Raw genomic sequence first — 22,965 nt, 5'->3', positions numbered from 1 at the left:
AACTAACATACAGACACGTATGTATGTTAGTTTCGCCGATATGGAGACCACCACTCTTCCCGAAGCCCCGGAATCGATCCGGGCCATCAGCTCCATCCCCGACCCCGACTACACCGACACCTACACCCACGAGGCCGCCGACGCGTCCGACTGGACGCCCGAGGAATGGGCCCGCGTCTGCTTCAACGAGATCGCCGGATTCAAGGCCTGGCTGATGTGGCGCTTCATGCTGCGGATGAAGCTGCGGTGGTGGAAGTCCTCCGGCACCATCTGCGGCTGGCGGATCGACGGTCAGGGCCCCGACTGGATCCGGCTGGAGTCCGACGGCCACCGCTTTCACGGCAACCTCGTCTATCGGATCACCGACGGGCAGGCGCAACTGGCCACGATCGTCAAGTTCAAGCGCCCCGAGATGGCGGTCAAGTGGCAGAAGCTGCAACCCACCCACAACGGCGTCGTCCCCAGCCTGGTGGCCGAGACCCACAAGCGGCTGCGGGACAAGGCGAGCTGATCAGCCCCGGTCGATCTCCCGCACCGGAACCTCACCCAGCCCGAAGGACTCGGTGAGCCGGTCGATGACGATGCGGCCCTCGATGGCGCCACAGCTGAACAGGTCGATCGCGACCAGGTTCTCCTCCGGCCAGGTGTGCAGGCTCAGGTGCGACTCGGCCAGGATCAGCACCAAGGTGATGGCGCCGTTGGGAAACACGACGTGGCTGTCTTTGAGGACGTGGCCCCCGGCGGCCTCCACCGCCGAGCGGGCCACCGACTCCAGGGCGGCGGCGTCGCCCAGCACCGGACTGTCGCCGTAGGTCGCGTCCACAAGGTACAGCTTCTTGGGGGTGTACGCCTCCAGCTTGCGCAGCCGGGCGAACTCGCCGTCGACCTGGTCGGTGCGCTCGGCGATGAACGCCGCCAGCGCGTCCACACTGGCCAGCGAGTCCAGGTTCAGGTCCTCGGCGGCGACGTCGACGCCGTACCGGTCGTGGACGGCCCGCAGCAACCGGACGCCGCTGATCGAGTCCAGCGCCACCGGCTCGTGCAGCAGCGGCACGTCGAACGGTATGTCGCGCAACTCATCGCGGCCGGTGACCTCGACGAGCAGCGAGCGGATCTCCTCGGCGATCATGTTCCCGTGTCTACTTTCACCCATGCGGCCAGCTCTCCGTCCGCTTCGGACACCTCGTGCGTGAAGATCGCGTCGCCCTCGCGGGTGGCCTCGGCCCGGTAACCGGCCGCGATGAGGGCCAGCCGCAGCGGCAGGTTGCGTTCGTTCACCCGCAACGGAACCCACACGAACCGGGCATCCGCGGCCCGGGTCGCGCCGCCCAGCCACGACAGCACGGCCTCGATGACGCCGCGTCCCATGGCCCGGCAGGACATCATCACCAGTTCAGCCTCCCAGGCCGAGCCGCGCGCCACCACCACGCCGCCGATGATGCCGTCGTCGCCGAAGCGGTCGCGCAGGTTCACGCACACCACGGTGTGCTCGGAGGAGTTGAGGCGATCGGCGAACTCGGTCTCCGACAGCGCAGTGGTGCGCGAGTTGAAGCGGCTGGTGCGCCGCGACAGTTCGGCGAGCCGGGGAACGTCGGCGGTCGTCGCCGGACGGATCGTGATCTCGGTGCGGCAGTAGCGCTGGAACGCCTCCTTGCTGCCGGTGAACTCGCGCGAGACCCGTTCGCGTTCCTGGGCCTCCTGGTAACTCTCGGCGCGCCGCCGGGCCTCGGGGGTGACGGTGGCGGGGCTGAACTCGGGCCAGTCGAGGGCACCCGCGATGTCGTCGGGCGACAGCACCAGCACCTCGGGCAGCGCGGCGGCGACCTCGGTGCGCTCGTAGGGGTCGTCGTCGACGAACGCGAAGGTGTCCAGCCCGATGCGCAGCTTGTCGGCGATGCGGCGGATCGAGTCGGACTTGACCCCCCAGCCGAACTGCGGGTACACGAAGGACACGCCGAGTCCGAGTCCGTCCAGGACGGTGCTGGCCGAACCGGGCGGGTTGCGGCTGGCGATCGAGTTGACGATGCCGCGCCCGTGCAGGGTGCGCAGCACGGCCAGGACGCCGTCCCGGGGCCGCAGGTCGTCGGACTCCAGGAACACTCCGTCCACAAGGGTCCGGTCGAGGTCCCACACCACGCATTTGATCATCACGGCGCGAGCCGCTTCCGCATGGTCAGGTGGACGGCCTCGAAGTCGAACTTGCGGTACAGCGCCCGCATGGCGAGGTTGTCGGCGTGGACCTTGCCGACCAGCTCGTCGATGCCGTCGGCCCGGCAGCGGGCGATCACCTCGTCCAAAAGCCGTTCGCCGGTCTCGGCGCGCTCGGGATGCTCGGCCACCGCCAGCGAGCGGAAGTTGCCGTAGCGGGCGCCGGTCAGCGAGTTGGTGCGCCGCGACAGCCAGGCCCAACCCAGCGGCTCGGTTCCCGGTTGCCCGGCCACCAGCGTGATCTCCCCGGCCTTGCCCAGCGAGGAGCGGACCCGTTTCTCGTGCACGGCCGGGTCGGTGATCGCCTCGTCTCCGAAGGAGATGCGTGCGATGTCGATCTCGAACCCGACTATGCCCGGCAGGTCGGATTCCTCCGCTTCGCGGATCACCTGGGACATGACCATCCTTTCATCGTGGCGTCAACGGCAGCGGGCGAAACGTGGTGGCACCGCATTCGGGGCAGCCGGCGGCCTTGAGCTCGGCGATGCGGGCGAAGCGCTGTCCGGGTCCGACAGGCTGGACGGTTTTACAAGCGGCGCAACGGAAACCGCGAACCGACTCGGTGCGGTTGTCGGCGGTGTACAGCGGACCGTCGAAGTCGCCGTCGATGCTGGGGGCGGCACCGTCGACCGTCCGAAGGTGATAGAGGTGGCTGGTGCCGCCGAGGATCCCGGCGCCGAGGTACTCGTTGAAGTTGGGGACGAGGCTGCGCACCGCCAGGCCCATCCCGGCGATCAGCGCCTGCACCGCGACGGTCTCGGCGGGGCGCCTGCCGCCGAAGGAGAACAGCAGGTGCTGTCCCGGACGGGGCTCCAAAGCGGACACCGCGCGCGACAGGAACAGTTCGGCGCCCGCCAGCGTGTAGGGCGGGTCGGTCAGCGCCACCGCGAAACCCTCGCGCAGCGCCTCGGGCAGCGGCCGGGTCGCGTCGTGATGGACGGCGGTCAGGTCGGTGCCCAGTTCGCGGGCCTGGGCGGCGATGTAGTCCAGCAGCGCCTCGTCGACGTCGACGACGGTCATCGGGCCGATCGGCAGTCCGACGGACTTCGCGACCATGGCCACGGCGAGGCTGGTCAGGTCGTCGTCGCCGATGAAGATCATGGGTTTGGCCAGCACACCCAGCTTCGACAGCAGCATCACCCGACGCAACTTTGTGTCCACAGTGCAGTGGGCCTGGTCGAGTTCCATCCGGGCGCCCGGCATCCGCTCGGCCACCCCCGAGAGCTCGTCGGCGAGCTCGTCCAGTTCGGCGGGCACCGTGATCCCGCGTCCGGCACAGGTGGGGCAGTCGCCGGAGTCCAGCCAGGTCTCCGTCCCCATCACCATGCGCCCCACCTCGGTCAGCCGCACCGGCCGCTGCGTGTCGACGATGCCGCGTTTGCGCAACTCGTTGCCGATGGCGGCCACGATCGGGACCGGCAGTTCCACATGACGGCTCAGCTCCCGCACGGCCACCGGCTCGTGCCTGGCGATCGCCCGCAGCACGTCCACCACACCCCAGGCCCCTTCAGCGAGGTCGACGGCGCGCGCCACCTGGGTGGCGATCTCGTTGACGTCACGACGGTCGATGACCCGGCTCCTGTCTGGTGTGGATGCCGCACTGTCGGCACAGGTCACGACGGTATACGAGCGCGACGCGCCACACGCGGTAGGCCTACCGCGTGTGGCGCGCGCTTCCCCGCGTGTTCGTCCTAACGCCTGCCGTACACGAGCCCGCGCAACAGCACCTCGGCCGGGCCGCGTCGCCCGGCCCTCTCGAAGAGGTAGGCCGCCACGACGGTGACCAGCCACAGCCCGATGCCGAACGCCGCCATACCGGCCCGCGACAGCTCACCGCCCAGGCCGAAACCCCACGCGGCCAGCAGCGGCGCCATCAGCACCGAGTGCGTCAGATAGCCCGACAGCGAACGCTTCCCCAGCGCGGTGATCGCCAGGACCGGCCCGCCGCGAGCGGCCCGCGACGACAGCCAGTGCGCCAGCAACCCGAACAGGCCCACGTATCCCAGGCCCCCGGCCAGGCCGGAGCTCCACTGCAGACCGAACAGCAGCAGCCCGTAACCGGACTGATGGATATCGCTGGCGGTGTAACCGGACAACGCGACCGGCAGCGAACCGCACAGCCCGAAACCGATCCCGCCGATCGCCATCGCGTACAACAACCGCAGGTGCCGTCCCGGTTCCTCCAGCACCCGGCGCCGGGCCGCCAGCATCCCCAACAGGATCGCGGTCGGCATCACGACACCGAAACCGTTGACGCCCAACAGGAACAGCCAGCTGATCAACCGTCCGGCGCCCGCGACCAGCCAGCTGCCGTTGTCGACCCCGAACATGCTCTCGGGCGCGTCCGCCCCACCCGACGAACCGCTCGGCGGCTCGGTCGTCACCAGCGCCACCGCCGACGACGCGAACAGAACCGCGAGGATGAACCCGCCGATCCCCGCCCACACCAGCAACGTGCGATCGCTCCGCTTCAGGAACAGCCCCACCAGGACCAGCCCGATCAGCCCGTAAGCGGCCAGCACCTCCGACCCCAGCAACAGCGCCGCGTGCACGAACCCGAACCCGAACAGCCACCACCCCCGCCGCCGCAGCAACCGCCGCACCCGGGACTCCTCAACCCCGGCCCCACGCTGCCGGGTGGCCAGCTGCGTGATGCCGTACCCGAACAGGAACGCGAACAGCGGATACGAGCGGACGTCCACGAACACCGGCATCAGGAACCGGGTCACGGAGTCCACGGTGGAGTCGGAGACGAGTCCGGCCCCGTACAGGTGCAGTCCGGTATTGGACAAAACGATGAACAGCAACAACATCCCGCGCGCGAAATCGGGAGCGAAGGCACGTTCCGACAGCGCCGTCGGCCCTCTGAGCGTGACGGGGGTGGCTTGGGTGGTCATGGGTCGAGCCTTTCGGGGATTATCTCTGAACGTGGTTCAGTAATTTAATCCCGAATGCTACTCGGAGATATATGCTGTCGGCAAATGAACGATCATGACGAGCCCGCCGACCCGCACGCGGCGACCACCCGGATCCTGCGACTGCTGTGGGACTCCCCGGACCGCCCGCCCTCCAAACGCGGCCCCAAACCCAAACTCGAGCTCGACCAGATCGTGCGAACCGCCATCGACATCGCCGACACCGACGGCCTGGCGGGCATCTCCATGCAACGCGTCGCAGACCAACTGGACGTAGCCGTCGGCTCCCTCTACACCTACGTCCCCGGCAAACCGGCCCTGTTGGCCGCCATGCTCGACACCGCCGTCGGCTGGTCGACCCTCCCCCACGAACTGCCCGGGGACTGGCGCCAACAGTTCGAGGCCTGGGCTCGCGAGGACTGGGAGGACTACCGACAACACCCCTGGATCATCGAACTAGCGACCACCGCCCCCATCGTCCCCGGCCCCAACATGATGAACTGGATGGAATCGGCCCTACAGGTCCTGGCACCCACCACACTGAGCGCCGCGGACAAGATGGCCGTGGTCAACGCGGTCGACGTCTACGTCCGCGGCACCGCCCGCGAAGCCCACGCCGCCGCCCGCCAACCCGCGCCCGGCACCAAAGAAGCCCGCGACGAATTCGTGGGCTCCCGTCCCCTGTTCGAGCGCTTCCCCAACATCGCCAACGTCATGGCCGTCGACCCGACCCTGTTCACCACGGTCAACTCCGAGTTCGGCCTGCAACGCCTCCTGGACGGCATCGAACTCTTCATCGCGTCCCAAGCCAAGTGATCCTTTCACTCCATGTACTAGGTCACAATGCGTGGCGGACGAGAACCACTCCTGCAACGGCGAGTCATGGTGGCCGCAGCCGAAACCGGGACCGTATGAGCGAGACAGTGTCCGGCGGACAAACCAGCGGCGATCGATCGTTGGTTTCCTACTGTCCGCCGTTGAATCCATCGCGATTCGAAACACTTTGTCACTGGCGGGAATGGCGGCCGTGACCGCACCAGAGGTGACTTTTCTGGACAGAACTCTCAGCCTGAACTCAAAAAGACTAAGTTAGGCAACGATCCATGCCCGGTTTGCGCACAAGGACAAAAGCTCTCGGTTGCCTTACGGCATCCAAGGGCTAGCACCCGAAGTGTGACTGCCCTACGTAGCTACATTTCAAGCCATAGCTTGCCGAGGCGCAATGCCGCAAGCGTCGAGACGTCCTAACCCGCCACCTCAGACAACGCCAGCCTTGCATATCGCAAAGACTGACATCAAGTTAGGGCACAAAGTCCCAACCTGTTAAGGCTTAGCACCTGGGATCATTGATTTTAGGTCAGATCTGGTTAACCAACTGGTCACTTTCGGCGACCGATATGTGCTCCCTTGTCCAGAAATTCGAGTCAATCTAAATGATCACAATAGCTATACCAATCAATCACGCAGCGTGGACTCAAATTAAGGTGCGGAAATCAGCTACGCTTAAGTGTAGTGCTCACCTCACTGAGGATCATGCCATGACCAATGACAAGCAGCCCCATAAATTCGCTCCATGGAAATCTCTACTACTGCTAACTGCCTCCGGCATCGGGGTGACCTACGCAGCTACCGACATCAATTTTGAATCCCTTAACGAGATTGCTCGCCTGGTATTCCGTGGTGCGGCGGCCATCATTGGTGCTGGACTTCTAGTTCTATATACATATATGCGGCACACTAGACCGCTCAAGGCACCACCTCCGAAAAAAGAAGTTCCGCCTCTGCCAGCCAATATAGCAATGCGCATCCAACGTACCGCGGGAATATCCGCACAATCCAATGGTCCAACTACCGTAAGTCTCTCGCAAGCAAAAATATTTGCATTCTCTGTTGTCAATCCTGCCGAATCACGTCAGCGGATATGCGAACGATACGAGACTGGCCAGCGAGGCGTTCGCAAGACCGTGACGGTGAACGTAAAGATCCCGAGCAGCCAAATTCGAGATCTACGCAAAGAGAAGTCCACAAAGAACGGCGACGTGACCGTGCTCTTCCCCGTTTTGTTTCCAAAAAAGGGCGAGCTGCTCGACAACTTCAAGCCGCTGGGAGCATCAGAGAAAGAAACAACTGACCTCTCCTACAGTGAGTACATCGGTCTGATAGCACTAGTACTCCGTATACTGATGTTGCACGCACTCGATGCATCCGAGAAGGACCTTTGGAAAGTAGATCCAGATGCAGCGAGAGCTGAAATTGCAGCACTTACGGAAATAAGCCAACGAAAATCTCAACCGTCGTCATACGTAAACTCCGCTGCCCACGATATAGAACAATTGAAGGTAAAGGACGACAAGATCTGGCTCCGGAACCTCATAGCCGAGGTTGTCTATTTGCTAACCTCACACTATGCAATTGTTATTCCAGCCCAGGTTCAGGCCGATGGTCGATTCACGATTGGATATGAGCGCACGATTATACCGACGCTCGATTTGCAGGGTGGCGCCAAGGGGTTTCGAGGAAGAATAGCGGGCCGGGGACGTATCCTCCTCGGCGCTCGCCCTGTAGCCATATCACTTCCGATAGAACATGCATGCACAGCGCAAAGCTATCACATGATTGTCCATAGTGAAGAGGGCCTTTATCTCGGCAGTCAGGATTCTCCCGATTTGGCGCCGTATATAGAATCGTACCTAGAGAATCCTCGGCCAGATACAATGGCACCGCCATATTACCGATTCCGATCTCGACTTGGACAATCATATGCCCATTTCTACACCAGGTACTTTCCCCAGCCTAGAGAAAACGCGCGGCGGTCACAACCTGCCGATCCCAAGCCCAAGCCTCTTGAATTCCCTCTCGTAGTTAAGTTCAAATTCTACGAAGTACCGCCTGGGACGATATTCCGAGCATCGATAACTGCAATTGCAGCCGCAGCCTTGATATGGCTTATCGGTTTCGTCACGGTATGGGCAGATCGAAGGGGAGTCGAGATCAGCACGAACGGGCCAGCGATTCTTCTGGTGTTTCCAGCTGCAGCGGCTGGTTGGCTTGGATTCGACCGGCCAAGTCGCCGCCTCCTCGAAGGCACCATGGTATCGCGACTTTCGCTGATATTCACAGCACTCATTTCCATCCTTTCGAGTGGGTTGTTTATAGTATTCCAAGGAGGGGCTGTTCATTGGGATATACCATCTGGTGGAGATGTCCTTGGCATCAGTAACTGGCTGTGGGGCGGCCTCGTCTTGCTTGCCATATTCAATGCCGTTGGCACTTCTCTGACCTGCCTAGTTAAGACACACGAGTTTATATACCTTTCTACACGCAAAAGCCCTGATGGAGGTGCAACACAAGACAGTTGAGTATATTCTCAAAATATAACCATTTGAGTATCCAAGAAGAGAGTTTGCCAATGGCTTCAATTGAAACTCCCGTAACCCAGGAAACATCGGATCACAGTCACCGTGGCTTCGCCAAGCGGGCCCTCGATAAGTTCATAGATACCATCGAGGGTGAAGGAGCCCCGAGGGATAAATCCGGCTACTACGTCAACGGGTCAGAATGGTTCGCATACTCCCCTGTGAAAGCTGGGGTATCTCTAGCAAAGGTTAGCAGCAATCTCGATAACGCATTCACCTCTGAAAGGTGGGATGCCGCAGTTGAAGGTCTTGCCGAAGTCGACCCCGATATTTCCGTGGAAGAGAAGTACGCGCAGGCCAAGGCAGCTCAGGCGAAAAGTCAGAACGGTAACAACGGTCCTAAACGTTGACCAGCCATCAAGTGCTCAACCACCCTGGTTGGCCGGTGCGGCACGTAGGCTTCGCCCGTGAGGCTACGGTTCGAGACGCGCGCGTCCGGCTCACCATAAGTCGACGTCGTTTGGACTTGCACCAGCGAGCAGGTCGCGCAGATGACCTCCGTCGCGACGGTGCACTGGGGCCTAGTGCTCTGGGAGCACGAGCGGCCAGTCGTACACGGAGTCTTGGTCGACCGGTTGGTCCGCTCCGAGACTGTGGTCCGTGATCCCCGTCGCCGACGTCGTCGCCAAGCTCGGGTACTTCGACGAGCCGCACCTAACCCGGGCGTTGCGCCGCTACGTCAGTCGCACCGCGCGACAACTCGGCCAACGCGCCGGCGGATCGCCGTCGACCTGTTAGACCAACTTGACGATGCCGCACGCCTCGGACTTCCGCAGGTTCAACATCTGCTTGTCCCCGTCGGGACTGCCGAATAGGCTCTTTCCCGATCCGAGTAGCACTGGCCAGACGAGCAGGTTGCACCGGTCGATCATTCCCACGTCCGACAGTGTCCGGGCGAACTCGGCGATGTCCTCGGTCGATCACAGGTTCGTCGTCGGACCCCAAACCGTCGACGAGATCCGCCTCGGACAGTGTCGTAGAGACCACGTACTTGGGCAGCTCCTTGGAGGCGACGTGATCCTCCGATTCGCGCCACACTGGCGGAACGCCTAATTGCTGCGGCGACCGAACATCAGCGCCGTGGTGTCCTCGAGTTCTTCGGCCTTGAGCGAGTAGACCTCGGGCAGAAACTCGATGTGCTTGAAAACCCAACCACCGCCGCGGAGATCTGGGCAACACAAAACCCTCGGCACCCGTACCGGGTGCCGAGGGTTTGAAAGCCAACGAATTGGCTGGGGTACCAGGACTCGAACCTAGACTAACTGGGCCAGAACCAGTCGGGCTGCCAATTACCCCATACCCCAAGGGTGGCTTGCGCGCCGAGAGCAAACTGTACCGGACCGGGTTCGAGGGCCGCAAAGGGGTATCTATTCGCGGCGGTTCATGGACTCCTGCAGGGCCCGGCGAGCTTCCTCGCGCTCTTCCTCGCTTGTGGATTGACTGTGACGCTTACGCATGGTGCTCTCCTGATGTCTGTGGAAGTTGTTGGCGGAGAGCCGAAGGCGTTGTCCGTATCGTCATTCGATCTCCCCGCACCGTGTGAAAAACGGTGGACCGACGCGTCGCCTCCGCGGCGGGGAGTCGGCCTGTTGGTCAGGTCCCGCCGCGGCTGGGAAGAATAACTACGAAGCGCATTACAGACCAAGATAACTATCTTCCCGTATATTGCACTGGTTTTCTCAAAATGCGGGACTCGGATTGGATCAGGAGGCGTACATGCTGGCTGAGCTAGGCGTACGGATGGGGCACTGGACCGATGGGGCGGCGCGGACGGGGTGCACCGTGTTGTTGTTGCCGGAGGGGGCGACGGGTTCGGCTGAGGTGCGGGGTGGGGCTCCGGCGAGTAGGGAGCTGGAGTTGTTGGCCCCGGAACGGACCGTGGCGCAGGTGGACGCGATCGTGTTGACCGGTGGGTCGGCGTTCGGGTTGGCCAGTGCCGATGGGGTGATGCGGTACTGCGAGGAGTCGGGGCGTGGGGTGGCGACTCCGGCGGGGCGGGTGCCGATCGTTCCGGCGTTGGGGTTGTTCGATCTGGCCGTGGGGGACGCGAGTGTGCGGCCGGGGGCGGCGGAGGGGTATGCGGCTTGTGTCGCGGCGGCCGAGGCCACGGCGGGCAGTGGGGACGGTGGGGTGGACGTGATCGGCGCGGTGGGGGCCGGGGCGGGGGCGACGGTCGGGAAGATCAACGGGCCCAACGGGATGCGGCCGGGTGGGTTGGTGGCCAACGCCAGGCGGGCGGGTGAGCTCTTGGTGGCGTGTGTGGTGGCGGTGAACGCGTTCGGGGAGATCGACGTCGACGGTTCGGCGGCACTGCGGTTGGCGCGGCGGCATGGGGAGCCGCGGCCGGGGCCGCTGTTCGACGAGTCCGAGGGCGGGGCGGGGCTGGGGAACACCACGATCGGGGCTGTGGTGACCAACGCGCGGTTGGACAAGGTCGGTTGTCTGTTGGTGTGCCAGGGCGCACACGACGGGTTGTCGCGCGCGATCGTGCCGCCGCATACGCGGTTCGACGGGGACGCGTTCATCGCGGCGGCGACGGGGATGGTTGAGGCAGACGTGGACACCGTCCGGTTGCTGGCTTTGACGGTGGTTGACGAGGCCATTCGGTCGCTGGGTTAGCGCGATCCGTTTGTTGTGGGCAAGGGCACCGGTGGGTCGGACTGGCAGGTGCTAACATTTTTTGGCATATGCAAGACTCAGTTGAGAACTTCACGACGCCGAGTGGCGATGACCTGCTGCGGGCGATGGCCACCCTGGCCAATCCGCACCGGATGCGGGTGGTCGCGGCCTTGGTGCGGGAACGCAACTACGTCAGCCAGCTGGCCCGGCAACTGGGTATCAGCCGGGCGCTGTTGCAGGTGCACCTGAAGAAGCTCATCGCCGCCGGACTGGTGACGTCCACCCTGGAATTCTCCGAGGACGGCAAGTCGATGAAGTTCTACGAGGTGACACCGTTCGCCTTCGACATCACTCCACAGTCGATCGCGACAGCGGCCGAAACATTGACCACAGCGGACACGAGCCGCGCGGACGGCGAGAGGGAAGAGGATTCATGACGGCGTACGAATGGCAGGAGGTCATCGGGGTCATCGGCATGTTCGCCCTGCTCATCCTGGTGGTCACCGTGACGATCTGGCAGATCGGCGCGACCGCGCGCACCAAGGCGGTCCTGAAGCAGGCCGAGGAGCACCGGGCGCTGGCCGAGACCTCGTTCAAGGCCCACGCCGAGACCCGTGAGCAGTTGTCGGAGCTGAAGGACAGCGTCGGCGATATTCAGTCCAGAATGGCCAATCTTGAGCGGATCCTCAAGGAGGTGGACTGACCGAACAGGAACCGGGACGCCGAGCGGCAACTCGGCGCCCCGCGTCAGAAGCACCCCTCGTCCACGCAGGACGAGGGCTTGGATACGCGCTCCTTCCGAGAAAGGACAGTACTCGATGCTGCCCGAAAACCCCCCTCCCACCGTCGCGCCGCCGTCGCGCGGCGCCCTCGTCGAACGCATCGCCGCCTGGTCGGCGAACCACCGGCTGGCCGCCATCCTGGGCTGGCTGGGCCTGGTCGTCATCGCGGTGGGTTCCAACTTCCTGATCACCGGCGAGGACGCCCGCGCCGTGGATCCCGGCCAGTCCGGCACGGCCAGCCAGGTCATGGACGCCAACGGCGCCGAGGCGCCGCCACTGGAGAACGTGCTGGTCCAGTCGAAAGACGACGACCGGAAACTGGCCGACGATCCCGAACTCGAAGCCGCGATCACGGACCTGACCGCCGCGCTGCGGGACCTGTCGTCGGCGACGGACGAGGTCCGCTCCCCCACCGATGCCGACGGCGAGGCGCTGGTCTCCGAGGACGGCCGGTCGGGCCTGGTCACCTTCACCGTCGCCGGGCCACCGGAGGAATTCCGGGCCCACTACGACGAAGCCGTCGCCGCGATCGGGAAGGTCGCCGACCAGCACCCGGACGTGCGACTGGCGCAGGCCGGTGACATCAGTCTGGCCTCCGCCGTCGACGAGACCATCAAGGACGACTTCGGGCGTGCCGAGTTCATCTCGCTTCCGGCGACGCTGCTGATCCTGCTGGTGGTCTTCGGGGCCTTGGTGGCCGCCTCGATCCCGCTGATCCTGGCCGTCACCACGGTGGCCACCGCCTTCGGGCTGCTGCAACTGCTCGGCCAGTGGATCCCCATGAACAGCGCGACCTCGTCGATGGTGCTGCTCATCGGAATGGCGGTGTCCGTCGACTACACGCTGTTCTACGTGCGCAGGCAACGCGAGGAACGCGCTGCCGGACGCGACACCGCCGAGGCGTTGCGCGTCACGGCCCGCACCTCCGGGCGGGTGGTGGTGATCTCCGGTCTGACCGTGATGTTGTGCCTGGTCGGGTTGCTGTTCACCGGTTTGGACAACTTCAACGGCCTGACGGTCGGGACCATCGTGATCGTCAGCGTCGCCATCCTGGGTTCGGTGACGGTGTTGCCCGCACTGCTGGCGGGGCTGGGCGACCGGATCGACCGGGGCCGGATCCCGTGGCTGGGGCGACGGCGGGCGCGGGCGCGCACCTCGCCCGGCTGGTCGGCGGTGGCCGGTGCGGTCACCCGCCGTCCCTGGCTGTGGGGCGGGGTGGCGACGCTGGCGCTGCTGGTGCTGGCGCTGCCGATGCTCGACATGCGCACCCAGGACGCCGCCCAGACGAACAGCCTCCCCCGCAGTATTCCCACTGTGGACGCGGCGGTGCGGATGCAGGAGTCGTTTCCCGGTGCCGCGTCACCGGCGAAGGTGGTGCTGTGGGAGACCGGCGACGTCGACGACGCACAGCTGGACGCGGCGATGACGGCGTTGCGGCACGAGGTCGCCGACGGCGACGACGGACTGGCCGACCCGGTGTCGGTGGCCACCGTGGAGTCGGTGACGGTGCTGCGGGTCGCGCTGGCCGGTTCGGGCACCGACCCGCGATCCACCGCGGCGCTGGAACGGTTGCGCGACAAGGTGTTGCCCGACACCGTCGGACAGGTCGACGGTGTCGGTTTCGCGGTGATGGGAAAGACCGCCTTCGCCCACGACTTCAACGAGCGGTTGCGCGGCCACACACTGCCGGTGTTCGTCTTCGTGCTGGTGCTGGCGTTCGTGCTGCTGGTGGTGTCGTTTCGTTCGCTGGCCGTGCCGATCGTGTCCATCGCCCTCAACCTGTTGTCGGTGGGCGCGTCCTACGGGCTGGTGACCTGGATCTTCCAGTACGGCAATCTCGAAGCGCTGCTTGGTTTCCAGTCCTACGGCGCGGTGGTGAGCTGGCTGCCGCTGGTCATGTTCGTCATCCTGTTCGGACTGAGCATGGACTATCACATCTTCATCCTCAGCCGGGTCCGCGAGCGCTGGCTCGACGGTGTCGGCACCCGGGACGCGATCGTGGGCGGGATCGGCGCCAGCGCCGGGGTCGTGTCGAGCGCCGCGTTCATCATGACGGCGGTGTTCACGGTGTTCATCGCGTTGACGGCGATCGAGAACAAGATGCTCGGTGTCGGCATGGCCGCGGCGATCCTCATCGACGCCACCGTGGTGCGGGGCGTGTTGTTGCCCGCCGCGATGGCGGTACTGGGTGAGCGGGCGTGGACGTTGCCGCGCTGGCTGGCCTGGCTGCCGGGCCGGGGGCACTAGGGCCGGTGGGTCGTCGTCAGCGTTCGGCGCCGACGACGGCCCACTTGCCGCCGCGTTGCCGCAGCAGCAGCGCGACGAGGCGCAGCAGCATGAAGGCCGACAGGCCCGCCCAGATGCCACCCAGTCCCCAGCCGAAGCCGTAGGTCAGCCAGATCAGCGGCAGGAAACCGAACAGCGCGGCCACGATGGTCATGTTGCGCATGAAGGCGGTGTCACCGGCGCCGATGAAGACGCCGTCGAGGGCGAAGACCAGGCCCGCGATGGGCAGCAGGCCGATGAACCAGGGCCACAGGACGGCAGCCTGTTCGTGGACGGTGGCGTCCGAAGAGAACAGTCCCGGCAGAAACGGGGCACCGGCCAGCACCGCCACGGCGAAGGCGGTGCCGTAGCCCAGGCCGATCCAGCCGATGCGGCGGGCGGTGTCGCGGGCGCGCTGGGCGCTGCCGCCGCCGAGTTCGGCGCCGATGAGGGCCTGGGCGGCGATGGCGACCGCGTCCAGGGCCAGGGCGGCGAAGAACCACAGTTGCAGGCCGATCTGGTGGGCGGCGAGGCTCGCGGCCCCGAAGCGGGCGGCGACGGCGGCGGCCGAGATGAAGCACAGCTGGAAGGTGCCGCCGCGGATGATCAGGTCGCGGGACAGGCCGAGCTGGCGCCGGATCACCGACCACTGCGGACGCAGGCTGACGCCCTCGGAGACCAGGGCGCGGATGAACAGCGAACCTGAGACCAGTTGGGCGGCGACGTTGGCCACGGCCGAACCGACCAGGCCCATTCCGGCGGGGTAGACCAGGATCGGGGCCAGGATGGCCGAGCCGACGCTGGCGGCCAGCACGATGTACATGGGGCGGCGGGTGTCCTGGACGCCGCGCATCCAGCCCTGTCCGGCCATGGCCAAAAGCAGGAACGGGGCGCCGAGCACGCCGATGCGCAGCCACTGTTCGGCGGCGGTGGCCACGGCCCCGGGGCCACCGGCCAGTGCCCGTGACAGCGGTCCGGCGAAGATCTCGACGACGGCGATCATGAGCAGGCCGCCGATCACGGCCAGCCAGGAACCCTGGACACCCTCGGCGACGGCCTCGGCGCGCTGTCCGGCGCCGAAGCGGCGGGCGACCCGGCCGGTGGTGCCGTAGGCGAGGACGTTGCCGATCCAGGCCGCGACGCTCATGACGCCGCCGCCCAGGGCCAGGGCGGCCAGCGGCACCCGGCCGAGGTGGCCGACGACGGCGGTGTCTACCAGGATGTACAGGGGTTCGGCGGCCAACACGACCAGCGCGGGCAGCGCCAGGGCGGTGATGCGGCGCAGGCTCGCGGGGTTGGCGGCGGGGGCATCCGCTGCGATGGTCACTCCTTCATCCTGCCACAGAAATGTAATGAGTCATAGAGCCAATAAACCTTACCGGCCTGTGAGGGTGGGCACGAAAAACGGGCACCCGGGGCTTCCGGGTGCCCGTCACGTTCGATCACCGCAGGTCGTCGTCCTCGTCCTCCACCTTGTACGGGTGCGGGTCGCCCGCGTAGGAGGCTTTGGCCGCCATCTGGTGCACCTTCGCGTCGGCGTCGGCGGCCTTGGCGAGCAGGTCGTCGATGCGGTTGACGTCCTCGGGCAGCCGGTCGGCGACGAAGGTCAGCGACGGGGAGTGCCGCAGGCCCAGTGCCTTGCCGACGTTGGAGCGCAGCAGGCCCTTGGCGCTGTCGAGGGCCGCGGCGCTGGCGGCGTGCGAGTCGTCGTCGCCGAAGACGGTGTAGTAGAGCGTGGCCTCCCGGAAGTCCGGAGTCAGACGGGCGTCGGTAATCGTCACCATGCCCAGCCGAGGATCTTTGACATGGGCGCGAATCGCCGTCGCGGTCAATTCCTTGACACGTTCGGCCATCTTGCGCGCCTTCGCCGATTCACTCATCGCGAGGCCACCTTTCTACTCTTCGGGGCCGAAGATCCGGCGCCGGACGCTCAGTAGTTCGGCTTCCGGACGACCCACCACCAGTTTTTCGCATTTGTCCAGCACGTCCTGGACATGCGCGTGTTCACCCGCCACAACGGCGACGCCCACCTCGGTGCGGCCGTGCAGATCGGTGGCTCCGACCTCCGCCGCCGACACCTCCAACCTGCGCAGGGACGCGACAATAGGCCTCACATAAGACCTTTTGGCTTTGAGAGAGCGCGAATCGCCCGGCAACAGGATGTCGAAGACGGCAGTACCCGTGAACACCGCTAAAGAGTACGCCCGGACAGGGCGAAATGGAAAGTCCGATTACCCAGGGCGGGGCGCGCGTCACCACGCGTCCCGCCCTGGTGCCGTCAGCTGAAGTCGGCGGCGTGGTCGGCGGCCCACTGACCGAAGTCCCGGGCCGGGGCCCCGGTCACCAGTTCGACGTCGGCCGTGGTCTCGCAGGGTTCGTCGGCCCAGCGCACCGGGTAGGACAGCACGTGGTCGGCCGCCCAGGCCGGTACGCCCTGCGCGATCATCTGGGCGCGTTCGGCGTTGTGGGTGACCCGCTCGACCCGGATCTCGCGGCCGGTGGCCGCCGCGATGGCCGCGGCCTGCTGCCGGTGGCTGCTCTGCGGGCCCCGCAGCCGGTAGATCCTGCCGTTGTGGCCCTCGGCGGTCAGCGCTGTCGCGGCGACGGCGGCGATGTCGGCCTCGTGGACCGGGGCCCCGATGGCGTCGGGGTAGGCGCTGCACACCACGCCGTCGGCCTTGATGGTCGGGCCCCAGAAGTCGCGCTTGTTGAGCGCGAACTCGCCGGGCCGCACGTGGGTCCACTCGAGTCCGGTCGCCTCGACGGCGGCCTCGACGGCCCGGAACTGGCCCAGGTCGATGTCCTCGTCGATGGCGTCGGTGGTCATGGTGACGACCCGCCGCACGCCCGCGGCCGGGAACAGCTCGGCGACCTTGGGGGTCTCCAGGGCCAGCATCGCCAGCAGGAACACCGCCTCGACGCCCTCGAGCGCGGCGGTGACGCTGTCGGGGTCGCCGAAGTCGCCCGCCACCGCCTCGGCGCCGTCGGGAAGCGCGGCCCGGGAGGGGTCACGGGTGAGGCCGCGGACGGACTCGCCCGCCGCGACCAGCTGCTCGACGAGAACGCGTCCGACATTCCCGGTGGCACCGGTGACGAGAATGGTCATTCAATACTCCTTCGGTTGTGGGAAAAGGGGTTCAGACGGTGGCGCGGCGGATGGTGGTGGTGCCGACCAGCAGGCCGACGACGGCGAAGCCCAGCGCCGCGAGGGCGCCGTACATGACGGTGTTGGTGGCCAGTTCGCCCGAGAACAGGGCGCGTTCGGCGTCGACGATGTAGGTGACCGGGTTGTATGTGGACACGTTTCGCATCCACTGCGGACCGTAGTCGAGCGGCATCATCATGCCCGACAGGATGAGCAGCGGGAACAACGCCGTCTGCTGGATCGCCCAGAACAGCCAGTCCTTCTTGCGGGCCGCGATGGCCAGCGCGTAGGACAGCGCGCCGAGCCCGACGGCCATCACCGCGAGGATCACGAGCCCCAGCAACGCGGGTCCGAAGTAGAGCTTGAATCCGAACGGCAGCATGATGACGACGATGAGGACGGTCTGCACCGCCAGCGGCGCGATCTCCTTGAGCGACTTGCCGACCAGCATCGCCGAGCGGCTCAGCGGTGTCACCATGACGCGTTCGTGGGATCCGGTCTGCATCTCCCAGCCCAGGTTCGAGCCGGTCATCGAGGTGCCGAACAGCACCACCATCACGAGGATGCCGGGGACGAACCACTGCCAGGAGGTGTCGCCGCCCGCCGAGGGCATGTTCGCCACCAGCGGTCCCAACAGCGCCAGGAAGATGATCGGCTGCGCCAGGCTGAACAGTGGACTGATCGGGTCGTACAGGGTGGGTTTGATCTCGCGGATGAACACCTTGCCGGTGTCGGAGAAGAATTTCATGGTGGCGTCCTCTCAGCCTTCGTCCTCGTCGCGCAGCGTCCGGCCGGTCAGGGCCAGGAACACGTCGTCGAGGGTGGGAATGTGGACATTGGCGGTGGTGACGGTGATCCCGTCGGCGTCCAGATGCCGCAGCAGCCTCGGCAGCGTCGACTCGCCCTCCCCGACGGCCAGGTTCAGCCGGGTGCCGGTGAGGGTGACCTCCTTGACCCCCGCGAATCCCTCGCAGCGCGCGGCGGCGGTCGCGGCGGTGTCGGCTTCGGCGAAGCCCAGGTCGATCCGGTCCCCGGCGAGGGTGGCCTTGAGTTCGGACGGGGTTCCCGAGGCGATCACCGCGCCGTGGTCGATGATCAGGACCCGTTCGGCGAGCTGGTCGGCCTCCTCCAGGTAGTGGGTGGTCAGGAAGATGGTCATGCCGAACTCGGAGCGCAGCCGACGGATCTCGTCGGCGAGGTTGGCGCGGTTCTGCGGGTCGAGTCCGGTCGAGGGCTCGTCCAGGAACAGCAGCCGGGGGTGGTGCATCATGCCCAGGGCGATGTCGACGCGGCGCCGTTGTCCGCCCGACAGGGTCATCCCGGCGCGTTTGGCCAGATCGGACAGATCCAGCGCCGCCAGCAGTTCGGTGCCCCGGACGCGGGCCTTGGCGCGCGGCATCCCGTAGAAGCTGCCCTGGCTGACGAGTTCGTCCAGAACCCGGTGGGCGTGACCGGCGCTGTTGCCCTGTCCGATGTAGCCGATGTTCTGCCGGACCTTGAGCGGATCGGTGAGCACGTCGTGCCCGGCGACCCGGGCACTGCCGCGCGTGGGGCGCAGCAACGTGGTGAGCATGCGCAGGGTGGTGGACTTCCCGGCGCCGTTGGGGCCGAGGAACGCCACCAGTTCCCCCTCGTTGACGTCGATGTCGACTCCCTTGACGGCCTCGACGGTCGTTTTCTTGGCCTTGAAACTGCGGGCGAGCCCGCGGGTGTGTATCACTACATGCCTCCGATACTCAAACTTGAGTGCCGATTGACAGTAGCTCACCCGCGGCGAACTATGCAAGTTTTAATAGTGGGTAATTTCGGCGGCGACTCAGTCGCAGTCAGTGGCCGCGCGCGGCGAGGGTTTGGCGATGCCCGGCGTGCCGAAGGCGGTGTCCGACTCCCCCGCCATCACGTAGTCCCCGGCCTCCAGCCGCGAGATCAGCCCGTTGGCCCAGGCGATCGCCGTGTCGGCGGTGTGGGCCCAGAAACCGAACAGCTCCGGCACGTGCCCGGCACCCTCGGCGTCCCAGTTGCACTTGGCCTCGTCGGTCAGCAGCGGCGTCAGCTCGGCCCGGCCCTCCTCCAGCGCGGCGACCCGCTCCTTCAGCAGCGAGATCACCTCGTCGCGCGGCAGCGCCGTCAGGAAGGCCAGCCCGGCGGCCAGCGAGTCGGGCCGCGACTCCGGGGTCCGCAGGGCCTGGCGCAGCAGCCGGAAGAACTCGGCGTCGCCCGCCTCGGTCATGGTGTAGTCGACCCGGCCGAGATGGTCGTCGGTGATCGTCGACTCCAGCAGTCCCTTGGACTGCATCTGGCGCAACGCGTGGTAGATCGAACCCCACTTGACGTTGGCCCATTCGTGGGCGCCCCAGGTCGTCAGCTCGTTGTGCACCAGATAGCCGTGCGCGGTCCCGAAGATCCGCACCACTCCCAGCACCAGCAACTTCGTCGCCGACATCGCGGTCCTTTCGCCCAGCCGATTCGATATGTCCAGGTTATGCCGCCACATGTGCGCTGGGATATGCGGACGACCGACTGATATCATATCCGAAAAGTGATATCATCACTCTATGAAGCAACTGCTGATCAGAGTCGACGACGAGGTGCACGCGCGCTTGCGGCAACGCGCCAAGGACGAGGGCCGCTCCGTGAACGCGCTGCTCAACGAGCTCGTCCTGATCGCCTCGCAGGTCGACCGGGAGTCCGCACGGGACCGGATCCGCTCCCGTGCCGCCGCCATGGGCATGCTGTCGGTCATCCCGCCCGCGCCGTTGTCACCGCCGTTGAGCCTGAAGCAATACCGGCAGGCGATCGACGGCGCCCGCGGCTGGGGGCAGATCATCGACGACATCCTCGACGAGGACCGGGAGCGCCTGTGATCGTGTACGCCGACTCCTCCGTCCTGGTTCGCGCCTACCTGCCCGACGAGGCCGGGCACGACAAGGCGCGTTCGCTGCTGGAGGACCCCGAACTCGTCGTCGTGTCGGGAACCTGGACGCGGGTCGAGGTCACCGGTGCGCTGGTGCGCGCCGCACGTGCCCACCGTGGACAGCCCCAGAAGCTCGTAGCCGCCTGGGAAACCGACATCGGCCCCGACGGCGCCATCACCCTCCTCACCGCTCGCCAACGTGACATCGAACGCCACGCCCTCGAGATCGTCAAGGGCGACGGGCTCAGAGCAATGGACGCTTGGCATGTCGCGTGCGCGGCCTTGACGGTCATCGAATTGGCGGACGGCGAGACCTGCGGCTTCGCGACCCGCGACCAGGCTCAGGCCGAGGTCGCGGCGCGGTTCGGGTTCATGACGCTGTAGCCGGACCGGGTTTCGGTGGAGCCGTTTCGGGGCGGGAAGGCCAGCTGGCGGGCGATGTTCATGCGTCCGGCGGCTGCGCGGGCTTCGCGGCGGTCGACGATTTCTTCATGTATGACCGAACGGTCATTGGCGCGCGGTGGCACTACTCGCGAGTATGTCCCGAACATCCGCCCGTAGTAGCCAACTACACATTGGAGTTTCAATGTCCGACGCAACTCGCCGCGCCCTGTTGTCCGCCGCCGTCATGGTGCCGACCTCGGCGGCGGTCATCGCGATGACCAGCGGCACCGCCCACGCCGCCTACTCGTGGGACCGCAAACTGAAGAAGGGCATGAAAGGCAACGACGTCAAGCAACTGCAGATCCGGGTCGCCGGTTACCCCGGCTACGGAAACATCCTCTCCCTCGACGGTGAGTTCGGCGCCCGCACCGAGTCCGCCGTCAAACGCTTCCAGAAGGCCTACGGCCTGGCCGCCGACGGTGTCGCCGGTTCGCGAACCTTCCGCAAGATCTACTCGCTTCAGGACGGTGACAACACCCCGAAGCACTTCTCCTACGCCGAACTGAACGGCTGCAACAGCAGCTGGGCCGGTGGGACGGTCTCGTCCACGACCGCGAAGTACCGGGCGCTGATCACCATGTGGAAGCTGGAGGCGATGCGGCACGCCCTGGGCGACAAGTCGATCAGCGTCTCAAGCGGCTTCCGCAGCAAGGCCTGCAACGACGCGGTGGGAGGTGCGTCCAACAGCCAGCACATGACCGGCTCGGCCGCCGACCTGGTGGGCAGCCACAGTCTGTGCACACTGGCCAAACAGGCCCGGTACCACGGCTTCGGCACCATTCTCGGTCCCGGGTACGACGGCCACGGCGATCACGTGCACCTCGACGGCCTCAACCGGATCTACTGGTCGGCACCCAACTGCGGCGTCTGACGTCCGCGCACGCGGCGGCCGTGGTCTTGCTCCTGGGGCCACGGCCGTCGCGCTGTTCAGGCCCCGGTCGTCATCCCGGCCGGGGACAGCCGGGCCGGGTCCTCGGCGGCGCGATCGGCGCGGGTGCGGCGGTACAGCAGCGCCGAGACCGCCAGCAGCGCACCGGAGACCAGCCAGGCGCCGGGAACCGACCACACGGCGGCCAGCACCGGCAGTCCGAGCGTCGCCAGGCTGCCGCCGCCCTGCAACAGCAGCGACTGGATCGACACCACTGTGGCCCGTTCGCCGGAGGCGACGCGACGGTGGATGAGCTCGGAGGTGACCGGCATCCGCAGGCCGATGCCGACGTACATCACGGCGTATCCGGCGCAGGCGCCGACGATCCCGACCGTCCCGCTCCAGGCGCCGGTGCCGAACAGCACCACCAGACCCAGCACCGAGACCAGCACGCCGATGACCGCCGCCAGCCGCACCCGGCCCCCGACGAGCCGGGTGAGCGTATGGGACAGCGACGAGCCCAGGCCGGAGGCGGCGAAGCCGATCATGGCCACCACGCCGTAGACGCTCGCGCCCGCCTCGGCGCTCCCGGCGAGGGTCTCCATGCGTCCGGGGGTCAGCAGTTCGACGGCGTTGAGGGCCATGCCCGCGAAGACCGCCAGCGACAGCAGCCGCAGCAGGCCGCGGTCGCGCAGGCCGAGCCGGATGCCGCCGGTGACGGTGGCCGGGACGCCGCGCAGCACCTCACCGAGCCGGGGCCGGGCGCCGGTGCGGGCCGGTTCGGGCATGCCGAATCCGACGACGAGGAGCAGCAGCGCGAACAGCGCCGCCCCGATGAACATCGGGATCGACAGTGGAATGACGAGGCCGTCGTCGGGCAGCGGGACCGCCAGCGGGATGAACCCGCCCGCGAGGGTGCCGACGGCCAGGCCGATCGACGTGGCGGTGTTGCCGAGTCCCAGGCCGCGCCGGATGTCGGCGTCAGGACTGAGGGCGTGGACACTGTCGACGTACCAGGCTTCGGCGGGGCCCGACGACAGTGCCCGCGAGACGCCGCGCAGCACCGCGACGAGCACCAGCTCCCACCAGCCGGTGGCCACCGCCGTCCACAGCATGGCGACCAGGCCGACCACCGCCGAGGCGATGAGGACACCGCGGCGGCCGATCACGTCGGCCAGGCCCCCGGTCGGCAGTTCCAGGCCGCTGACGACCAGTCCCTGCACCAGGAACAGCACGCCGACGGTGGCCAGGTCGAAGCCGCGTTCGGTGACCAGCAGGACCAGTCCGGCGGCGCCCATTCCCAGCGGCAGCCAGGTCAGCAGGGTGATGAGGAAGTAGCGGCGCCGCAGCGCTGTCGCGTCCAGGGTGTGCATCGGTGTGCCTTTCTCG

The 22,965-nt window shown here is 66.3% G+C and carries 24 protein-coding genes, 1 tRNA gene and 2 pseudogenes; 12 read left to right on the top strand and 15 right to left on the bottom strand.

Annotated elements, in window-relative coordinates:
• Nucleotides 1–40 precede the first annotated feature (40 nt).
• Nucleotides 41–511, top strand: a complete 471-nt coding sequence (locus SNAS_RS32505) for a L,D-transpeptidase family protein (protein ID WP_052304940.1) — start codon at nucleotides 41–43, stop codon at nucleotides 509–511.
• Here the strand turns inward: SNAS_RS32505 and speD are convergent, their stop codons facing one another.
• The 5 genes from speD to SNAS_RS07195 all read right to left on the bottom strand — a co-directional run bounded on the left by speD (nucleotide 512) and on the right by SNAS_RS07195 (nucleotide 5,105).
• Nucleotides 512–1,153, bottom strand: coding sequence for an adenosylmethionine decarboxylase (gene speD / locus SNAS_RS32500; protein WP_013016740.1), 642 nt, complete (start codon nucleotides 1,151–1,153; stop codon nucleotides 512–514).
• Nucleotides 1,126–2,148, bottom strand: coding sequence for an HAD-IIIC family phosphatase (locus SNAS_RS07210; protein WP_013016739.1), 1,023 nt, complete (start codon nucleotides 2,146–2,148; stop codon nucleotides 1,126–1,128). The genes speD and SNAS_RS07210 overlap by 28 nt, the downstream gene beginning before the upstream one ends.
• Nucleotides 2,148–2,606: a GNAT family N-acetyltransferase gene (locus SNAS_RS07205; RefSeq protein WP_013016738.1), complete on the bottom strand. Its 459-nt coding sequence runs from the start codon at nucleotides 2,604–2,606 to the stop codon at nucleotides 2,148–2,150. Before SNAS_RS07205 ends, SNAS_RS07210 begins: the two co-directional genes overlap by 1 nt.
• Before the next feature lie 10 nt (nucleotides 2,607–2,616).
• Nucleotides 2,617–3,825, bottom strand: coding sequence for a bis-aminopropyl spermidine synthase family protein (locus SNAS_RS07200; RefSeq protein WP_013016737.1), 1,209 nt, complete (start codon nucleotides 3,823–3,825; stop codon nucleotides 2,617–2,619).
• A gap of 74 nt (nucleotides 3,826–3,899) precedes the next feature.
• Nucleotides 3,900–5,105, bottom strand: coding sequence for a DUF418 domain-containing protein (locus SNAS_RS07195; RefSeq protein WP_013016736.1), 1,206 nt, complete (start codon nucleotides 5,103–5,105; stop codon nucleotides 3,900–3,902).
• 84 nt (nucleotides 5,106–5,189) lie between these two features.
• Here SNAS_RS07195 and SNAS_RS07190 point away from each other — a divergent pair, with 84 nt between their 5' ends.
• The 4 genes and pseudogenes from SNAS_RS07190 to SNAS_RS37500 all read left to right on the top strand — a co-directional run bounded on the left by SNAS_RS07190 (nucleotide 5,190) and on the right by SNAS_RS37500 (nucleotide 9,277).
• Nucleotides 5,190–5,939 carry a TetR/AcrR family transcriptional regulator gene (locus SNAS_RS07190; RefSeq protein WP_013016735.1) on the top strand — a complete coding sequence of 250 codons (750 nt, stop codon included), beginning with the start codon at nucleotides 5,190–5,192 and terminating at the stop codon, nucleotides 5,937–5,939.
• A gap of 722 nt (nucleotides 5,940–6,661) precedes the next feature.
• Complete coding sequence (locus SNAS_RS35045) at nucleotides 6,662–8,482, top strand: hypothetical protein (protein WP_013016734.1); 1,821 nt, start codon at nucleotides 6,662–6,664, stop codon at nucleotides 8,480–8,482.
• A 23-nt stretch (nucleotides 8,483–8,505) separates the two neighbouring features.
• Complete coding sequence (locus SNAS_RS35040) at nucleotides 8,506–8,889, top strand: hypothetical protein (RefSeq protein ID WP_144300420.1); 384 nt, start codon at nucleotides 8,506–8,508, stop codon at nucleotides 8,887–8,889.
• Between the two features lie 57 nt (nucleotides 8,890–8,946).
• Nucleotides 8,947–9,277: pseudogene (locus SNAS_RS37500) on the top strand (hypothetical protein).
• Here SNAS_RS37500 and SNAS_RS37495 read toward each other — a convergent pair.
• Nucleotides 9,274–9,732, bottom strand: a pseudogene (locus tag SNAS_RS37495) (dihydrofolate reductase family protein). The pseudogenes SNAS_RS37500 and SNAS_RS37495 overlap by 4 nt on opposite strands.
• 36 nt (nucleotides 9,733–9,768) lie before the next feature.
• Nucleotides 9,769–9,843 (bottom strand) — tRNA-Gln (locus tag SNAS_RS07180).
• 412 nt (nucleotides 9,844–10,255) lie between these two features.
• Between SNAS_RS07180 and SNAS_RS07175 the strand changes: the two genes are divergently transcribed.
• The 4 genes from SNAS_RS07175 (at nucleotide 10,256) to SNAS_RS07160 (ending at nucleotide 14,187) form a co-directional block, all read left to right on the top strand.
• On the top strand, nucleotides 10,256–11,158 hold the full coding sequence (locus tag SNAS_RS07175) for a P1 family peptidase (RefSeq protein ID WP_013016733.1): 903 nt from the start codon (nucleotides 10,256–10,258) through the stop codon (nucleotides 11,156–11,158).
• Nucleotides 11,159–11,226: 68 nt separating this feature from the next.
• Complete coding sequence (locus tag SNAS_RS07170; RefSeq protein WP_013016732.1) at nucleotides 11,227–11,595, top strand: ArsR/SmtB family transcription factor; 369 nt, start codon at nucleotides 11,227–11,229, stop codon at nucleotides 11,593–11,595.
• Nucleotides 11,592–11,861, top strand: coding sequence for a hypothetical protein (locus SNAS_RS07165; protein WP_013016731.1), 270 nt, complete (start codon nucleotides 11,592–11,594; stop codon nucleotides 11,859–11,861). Before SNAS_RS07170 ends, SNAS_RS07165 begins: the two co-directional genes overlap by 4 nt.
• A 115-nt stretch (nucleotides 11,862–11,976) precedes the next feature.
• Nucleotides 11,977–14,187 (top strand): MMPL family transporter, encoded by a 2,211-nt coding sequence (locus SNAS_RS07160; RefSeq protein WP_013016730.1) that lies wholly within the window; start codon nucleotides 11,977–11,979, stop codon nucleotides 14,185–14,187.
• Between the two features lie 16 nt (nucleotides 14,188–14,203).
• On the opposite strand, the gene SNAS_RS07155 is transcribed toward SNAS_RS07160, so the two are convergent.
• The 7 genes from SNAS_RS07155 to SNAS_RS07125 form a co-directional block, all read right to left on the bottom strand.
• Nucleotides 14,204–15,532 carry an MATE family efflux transporter gene (locus SNAS_RS07155; RefSeq protein ID WP_013016729.1) on the bottom strand — a complete coding sequence of 443 codons (1,329 nt, stop codon included), beginning with the start codon at nucleotides 15,530–15,532 and terminating at the stop codon, nucleotides 14,204–14,206.
• Nucleotides 15,533–15,647: 115 nt separating this feature from the next.
• Nucleotides 15,648–16,085: a 30S ribosome-binding factor RbfA gene (rbfA, locus tag SNAS_RS07150; protein ID WP_013016728.1), complete on the bottom strand. Its 438-nt coding sequence runs from the start codon at nucleotides 16,083–16,085 to the stop codon at nucleotides 15,648–15,650.
• A gap of 15 nt (nucleotides 16,086–16,100) precedes the next feature.
• A complete protein-coding gene (locus SNAS_RS07145; RefSeq protein ID WP_013016727.1) occupies nucleotides 16,101–16,394 on the bottom strand; it encodes a DUF503 domain-containing protein in 294 nt (97 codons plus the stop codon).
• A gap of 89 nt (nucleotides 16,395–16,483) precedes the next feature.
• On the bottom strand, nucleotides 16,484–17,311 hold the full coding sequence (locus tag SNAS_RS07140; RefSeq protein ID WP_013016726.1) for an NAD(P)H-binding protein: 828 nt from the start codon (nucleotides 17,309–17,311) through the stop codon (nucleotides 16,484–16,486).
• A gap of 31 nt (nucleotides 17,312–17,342) precedes the next feature.
• Nucleotides 17,343–18,098: an ABC transporter permease gene (locus SNAS_RS07135; protein WP_013016725.1), complete on the bottom strand. Its 756-nt coding sequence runs from the start codon at nucleotides 18,096–18,098 to the stop codon at nucleotides 17,343–17,345.
• Between the two features lie 12 nt (nucleotides 18,099–18,110).
• Entirely contained in the window at nucleotides 18,111–19,070 is a 960-nt protein-coding gene (locus SNAS_RS07130) for an ATP-binding cassette domain-containing protein (protein WP_013016724.1), read from the bottom strand.
• A gap of 96 nt (nucleotides 19,071–19,166) precedes the next feature.
• Nucleotides 19,167–19,793, bottom strand: a complete 627-nt coding sequence (locus tag SNAS_RS07125; RefSeq protein WP_013016723.1) for a PadR family transcriptional regulator — start codon at nucleotides 19,791–19,793, stop codon at nucleotides 19,167–19,169.
• Between the two features lie 112 nt (nucleotides 19,794–19,905).
• Here SNAS_RS07125 and SNAS_RS35685 point away from each other — a divergent pair, with 112 nt between their 5' ends.
• The 3 genes from SNAS_RS35685 (at nucleotide 19,906) to SNAS_RS07110 (ending at nucleotide 21,579) form a co-directional block, all read left to right on the top strand.
• The gene (locus SNAS_RS35685; protein WP_013016722.1) at nucleotides 19,906–20,214 is read left to right on the top strand and encodes a FitA-like ribbon-helix-helix domain-containing protein; all 309 of its coding nucleotides are present in this window, start codon (nucleotides 19,906–19,908) and stop codon (nucleotides 20,212–20,214) included.
• Nucleotides 20,211–20,648, top strand: coding sequence for a type II toxin-antitoxin system VapC family toxin (locus SNAS_RS35680; RefSeq protein WP_013016721.1), 438 nt, complete (start codon nucleotides 20,211–20,213; stop codon nucleotides 20,646–20,648). The genes SNAS_RS35685 and SNAS_RS35680 overlap by 4 nt, the downstream gene beginning before the upstream one ends.
• A gap of 202 nt (nucleotides 20,649–20,850) precedes the next feature.
• Complete coding sequence (locus SNAS_RS07110; protein ID WP_013016720.1) at nucleotides 20,851–21,579, top strand: D-Ala-D-Ala carboxypeptidase family metallohydrolase; 729 nt, start codon at nucleotides 20,851–20,853, stop codon at nucleotides 21,577–21,579.
• 56 nt (nucleotides 21,580–21,635) lie between these two features.
• Here the strand turns inward: SNAS_RS07110 and SNAS_RS07105 are convergent, their stop codons facing one another.
• A complete protein-coding gene (locus SNAS_RS07105; RefSeq protein WP_013016719.1) occupies nucleotides 21,636–22,949 on the bottom strand; it encodes an MFS transporter in 1,314 nt (437 codons plus the stop codon).
• Between the last annotated feature and the right edge of the window lie 16 nt (nucleotides 22,950–22,965).

Origin of the sequence: Stackebrandtia nassauensis DSM 44728, assembly GCF_000024545.1 — a bacterium.
GTDB classification, from domain to species: Bacteria; Actinomycetota; Actinomycetes; order Mycobacteriales; family Micromonosporaceae; genus Stackebrandtia; species Stackebrandtia nassauensis.
The sequence above is the reverse complement of the archived record's forward strand: the minus strand, read 5'-3'. Positions and strand labels throughout refer to the sequence as shown.

Bases quoted from the DNA above. Each gene is read 5' to 3' on its own strand.
- SNAS_RS32505 (WP_052304940.1), top strand. From the start codon at position 41: ATGGAGACCACCACTCTTCCCGAAGCCCCGGAATCGATCCGGGCCATC.
- speD (WP_013016740.1), bottom strand. From the start codon at position 1,153: ATGGGTGAAAGTAGACACGGGAACATGATCGCCGAGGAGATCCGCTCG.
- SNAS_RS07210 (WP_013016739.1), bottom strand. From the start codon at position 2,148: ATGATCAAATGCGTGGTGTGGGACCTCGACCGGACCCTTGTGGACGGA.
- SNAS_RS07205 (WP_013016738.1), bottom strand. From the start codon at position 2,606: ATGTCCCAGGTGATCCGCGAAGCGGAGGAATCCGACCTGCCGGGCATA.
- SNAS_RS07195 (WP_013016736.1), bottom strand. From the start codon at position 5,105: ATGACCACCCAAGCCACCCCCGTCACGCTCAGAGGGCCGACGGCGCTG.
- SNAS_RS07190 (WP_013016735.1), top strand. From the start codon at position 5,190: ATGAACGATCATGACGAGCCCGCCGACCCGCACGCGGCGACCACCCGG.
- SNAS_RS35045 (WP_013016734.1), top strand. From the start codon at position 6,662: ATGACCAATGACAAGCAGCCCCATAAATTCGCTCCATGGAAATCTCTA.
- SNAS_RS07175 (WP_013016733.1), top strand. From the start codon at position 10,256: ATGCTGGCTGAGCTAGGCGTACGGATGGGGCACTGGACCGATGGGGCG.
- SNAS_RS07170 (WP_013016732.1), top strand. From the start codon at position 11,227: ATGCAAGACTCAGTTGAGAACTTCACGACGCCGAGTGGCGATGACCTG.
- SNAS_RS07165 (WP_013016731.1), top strand. From the start codon at position 11,592: ATGACGGCGTACGAATGGCAGGAGGTCATCGGGGTCATCGGCATGTTC.
- SNAS_RS07160 (WP_013016730.1), top strand. From the start codon at position 11,977: ATGCTGCCCGAAAACCCCCCTCCCACCGTCGCGCCGCCGTCGCGCGGC.
- rbfA (WP_013016728.1), bottom strand. From the start codon at position 16,085: ATGAGTGAATCGGCGAAGGCGCGCAAGATGGCCGAACGTGTCAAGGAA.
- SNAS_RS07140 (WP_013016726.1), bottom strand. From the start codon at position 17,311: ATGACCATTCTCGTCACCGGTGCCACCGGGAATGTCGGACGCGTTCTC.
- SNAS_RS07135 (WP_013016725.1), bottom strand. From the start codon at position 18,098: ATGAAATTCTTCTCCGACACCGGCAAGGTGTTCATCCGCGAGATCAAA.
- SNAS_RS07125 (WP_013016723.1), bottom strand. From the start codon at position 19,793: ATGTCGGCGACGAAGTTGCTGGTGCTGGGAGTGGTGCGGATCTTCGGG.
- SNAS_RS35685 (WP_013016722.1), top strand. From the start codon at position 19,906: ATGAAGCAACTGCTGATCAGAGTCGACGACGAGGTGCACGCGCGCTTG.
- SNAS_RS07110 (WP_013016720.1), top strand. From the start codon at position 20,851: ATGTCCGACGCAACTCGCCGCGCCCTGTTGTCCGCCGCCGTCATGGTG.
- SNAS_RS07105 (WP_013016719.1), bottom strand. From the start codon at position 22,949: ATGCACACCCTGGACGCGACAGCGCTGCGGCGCCGCTACTTCCTCATC.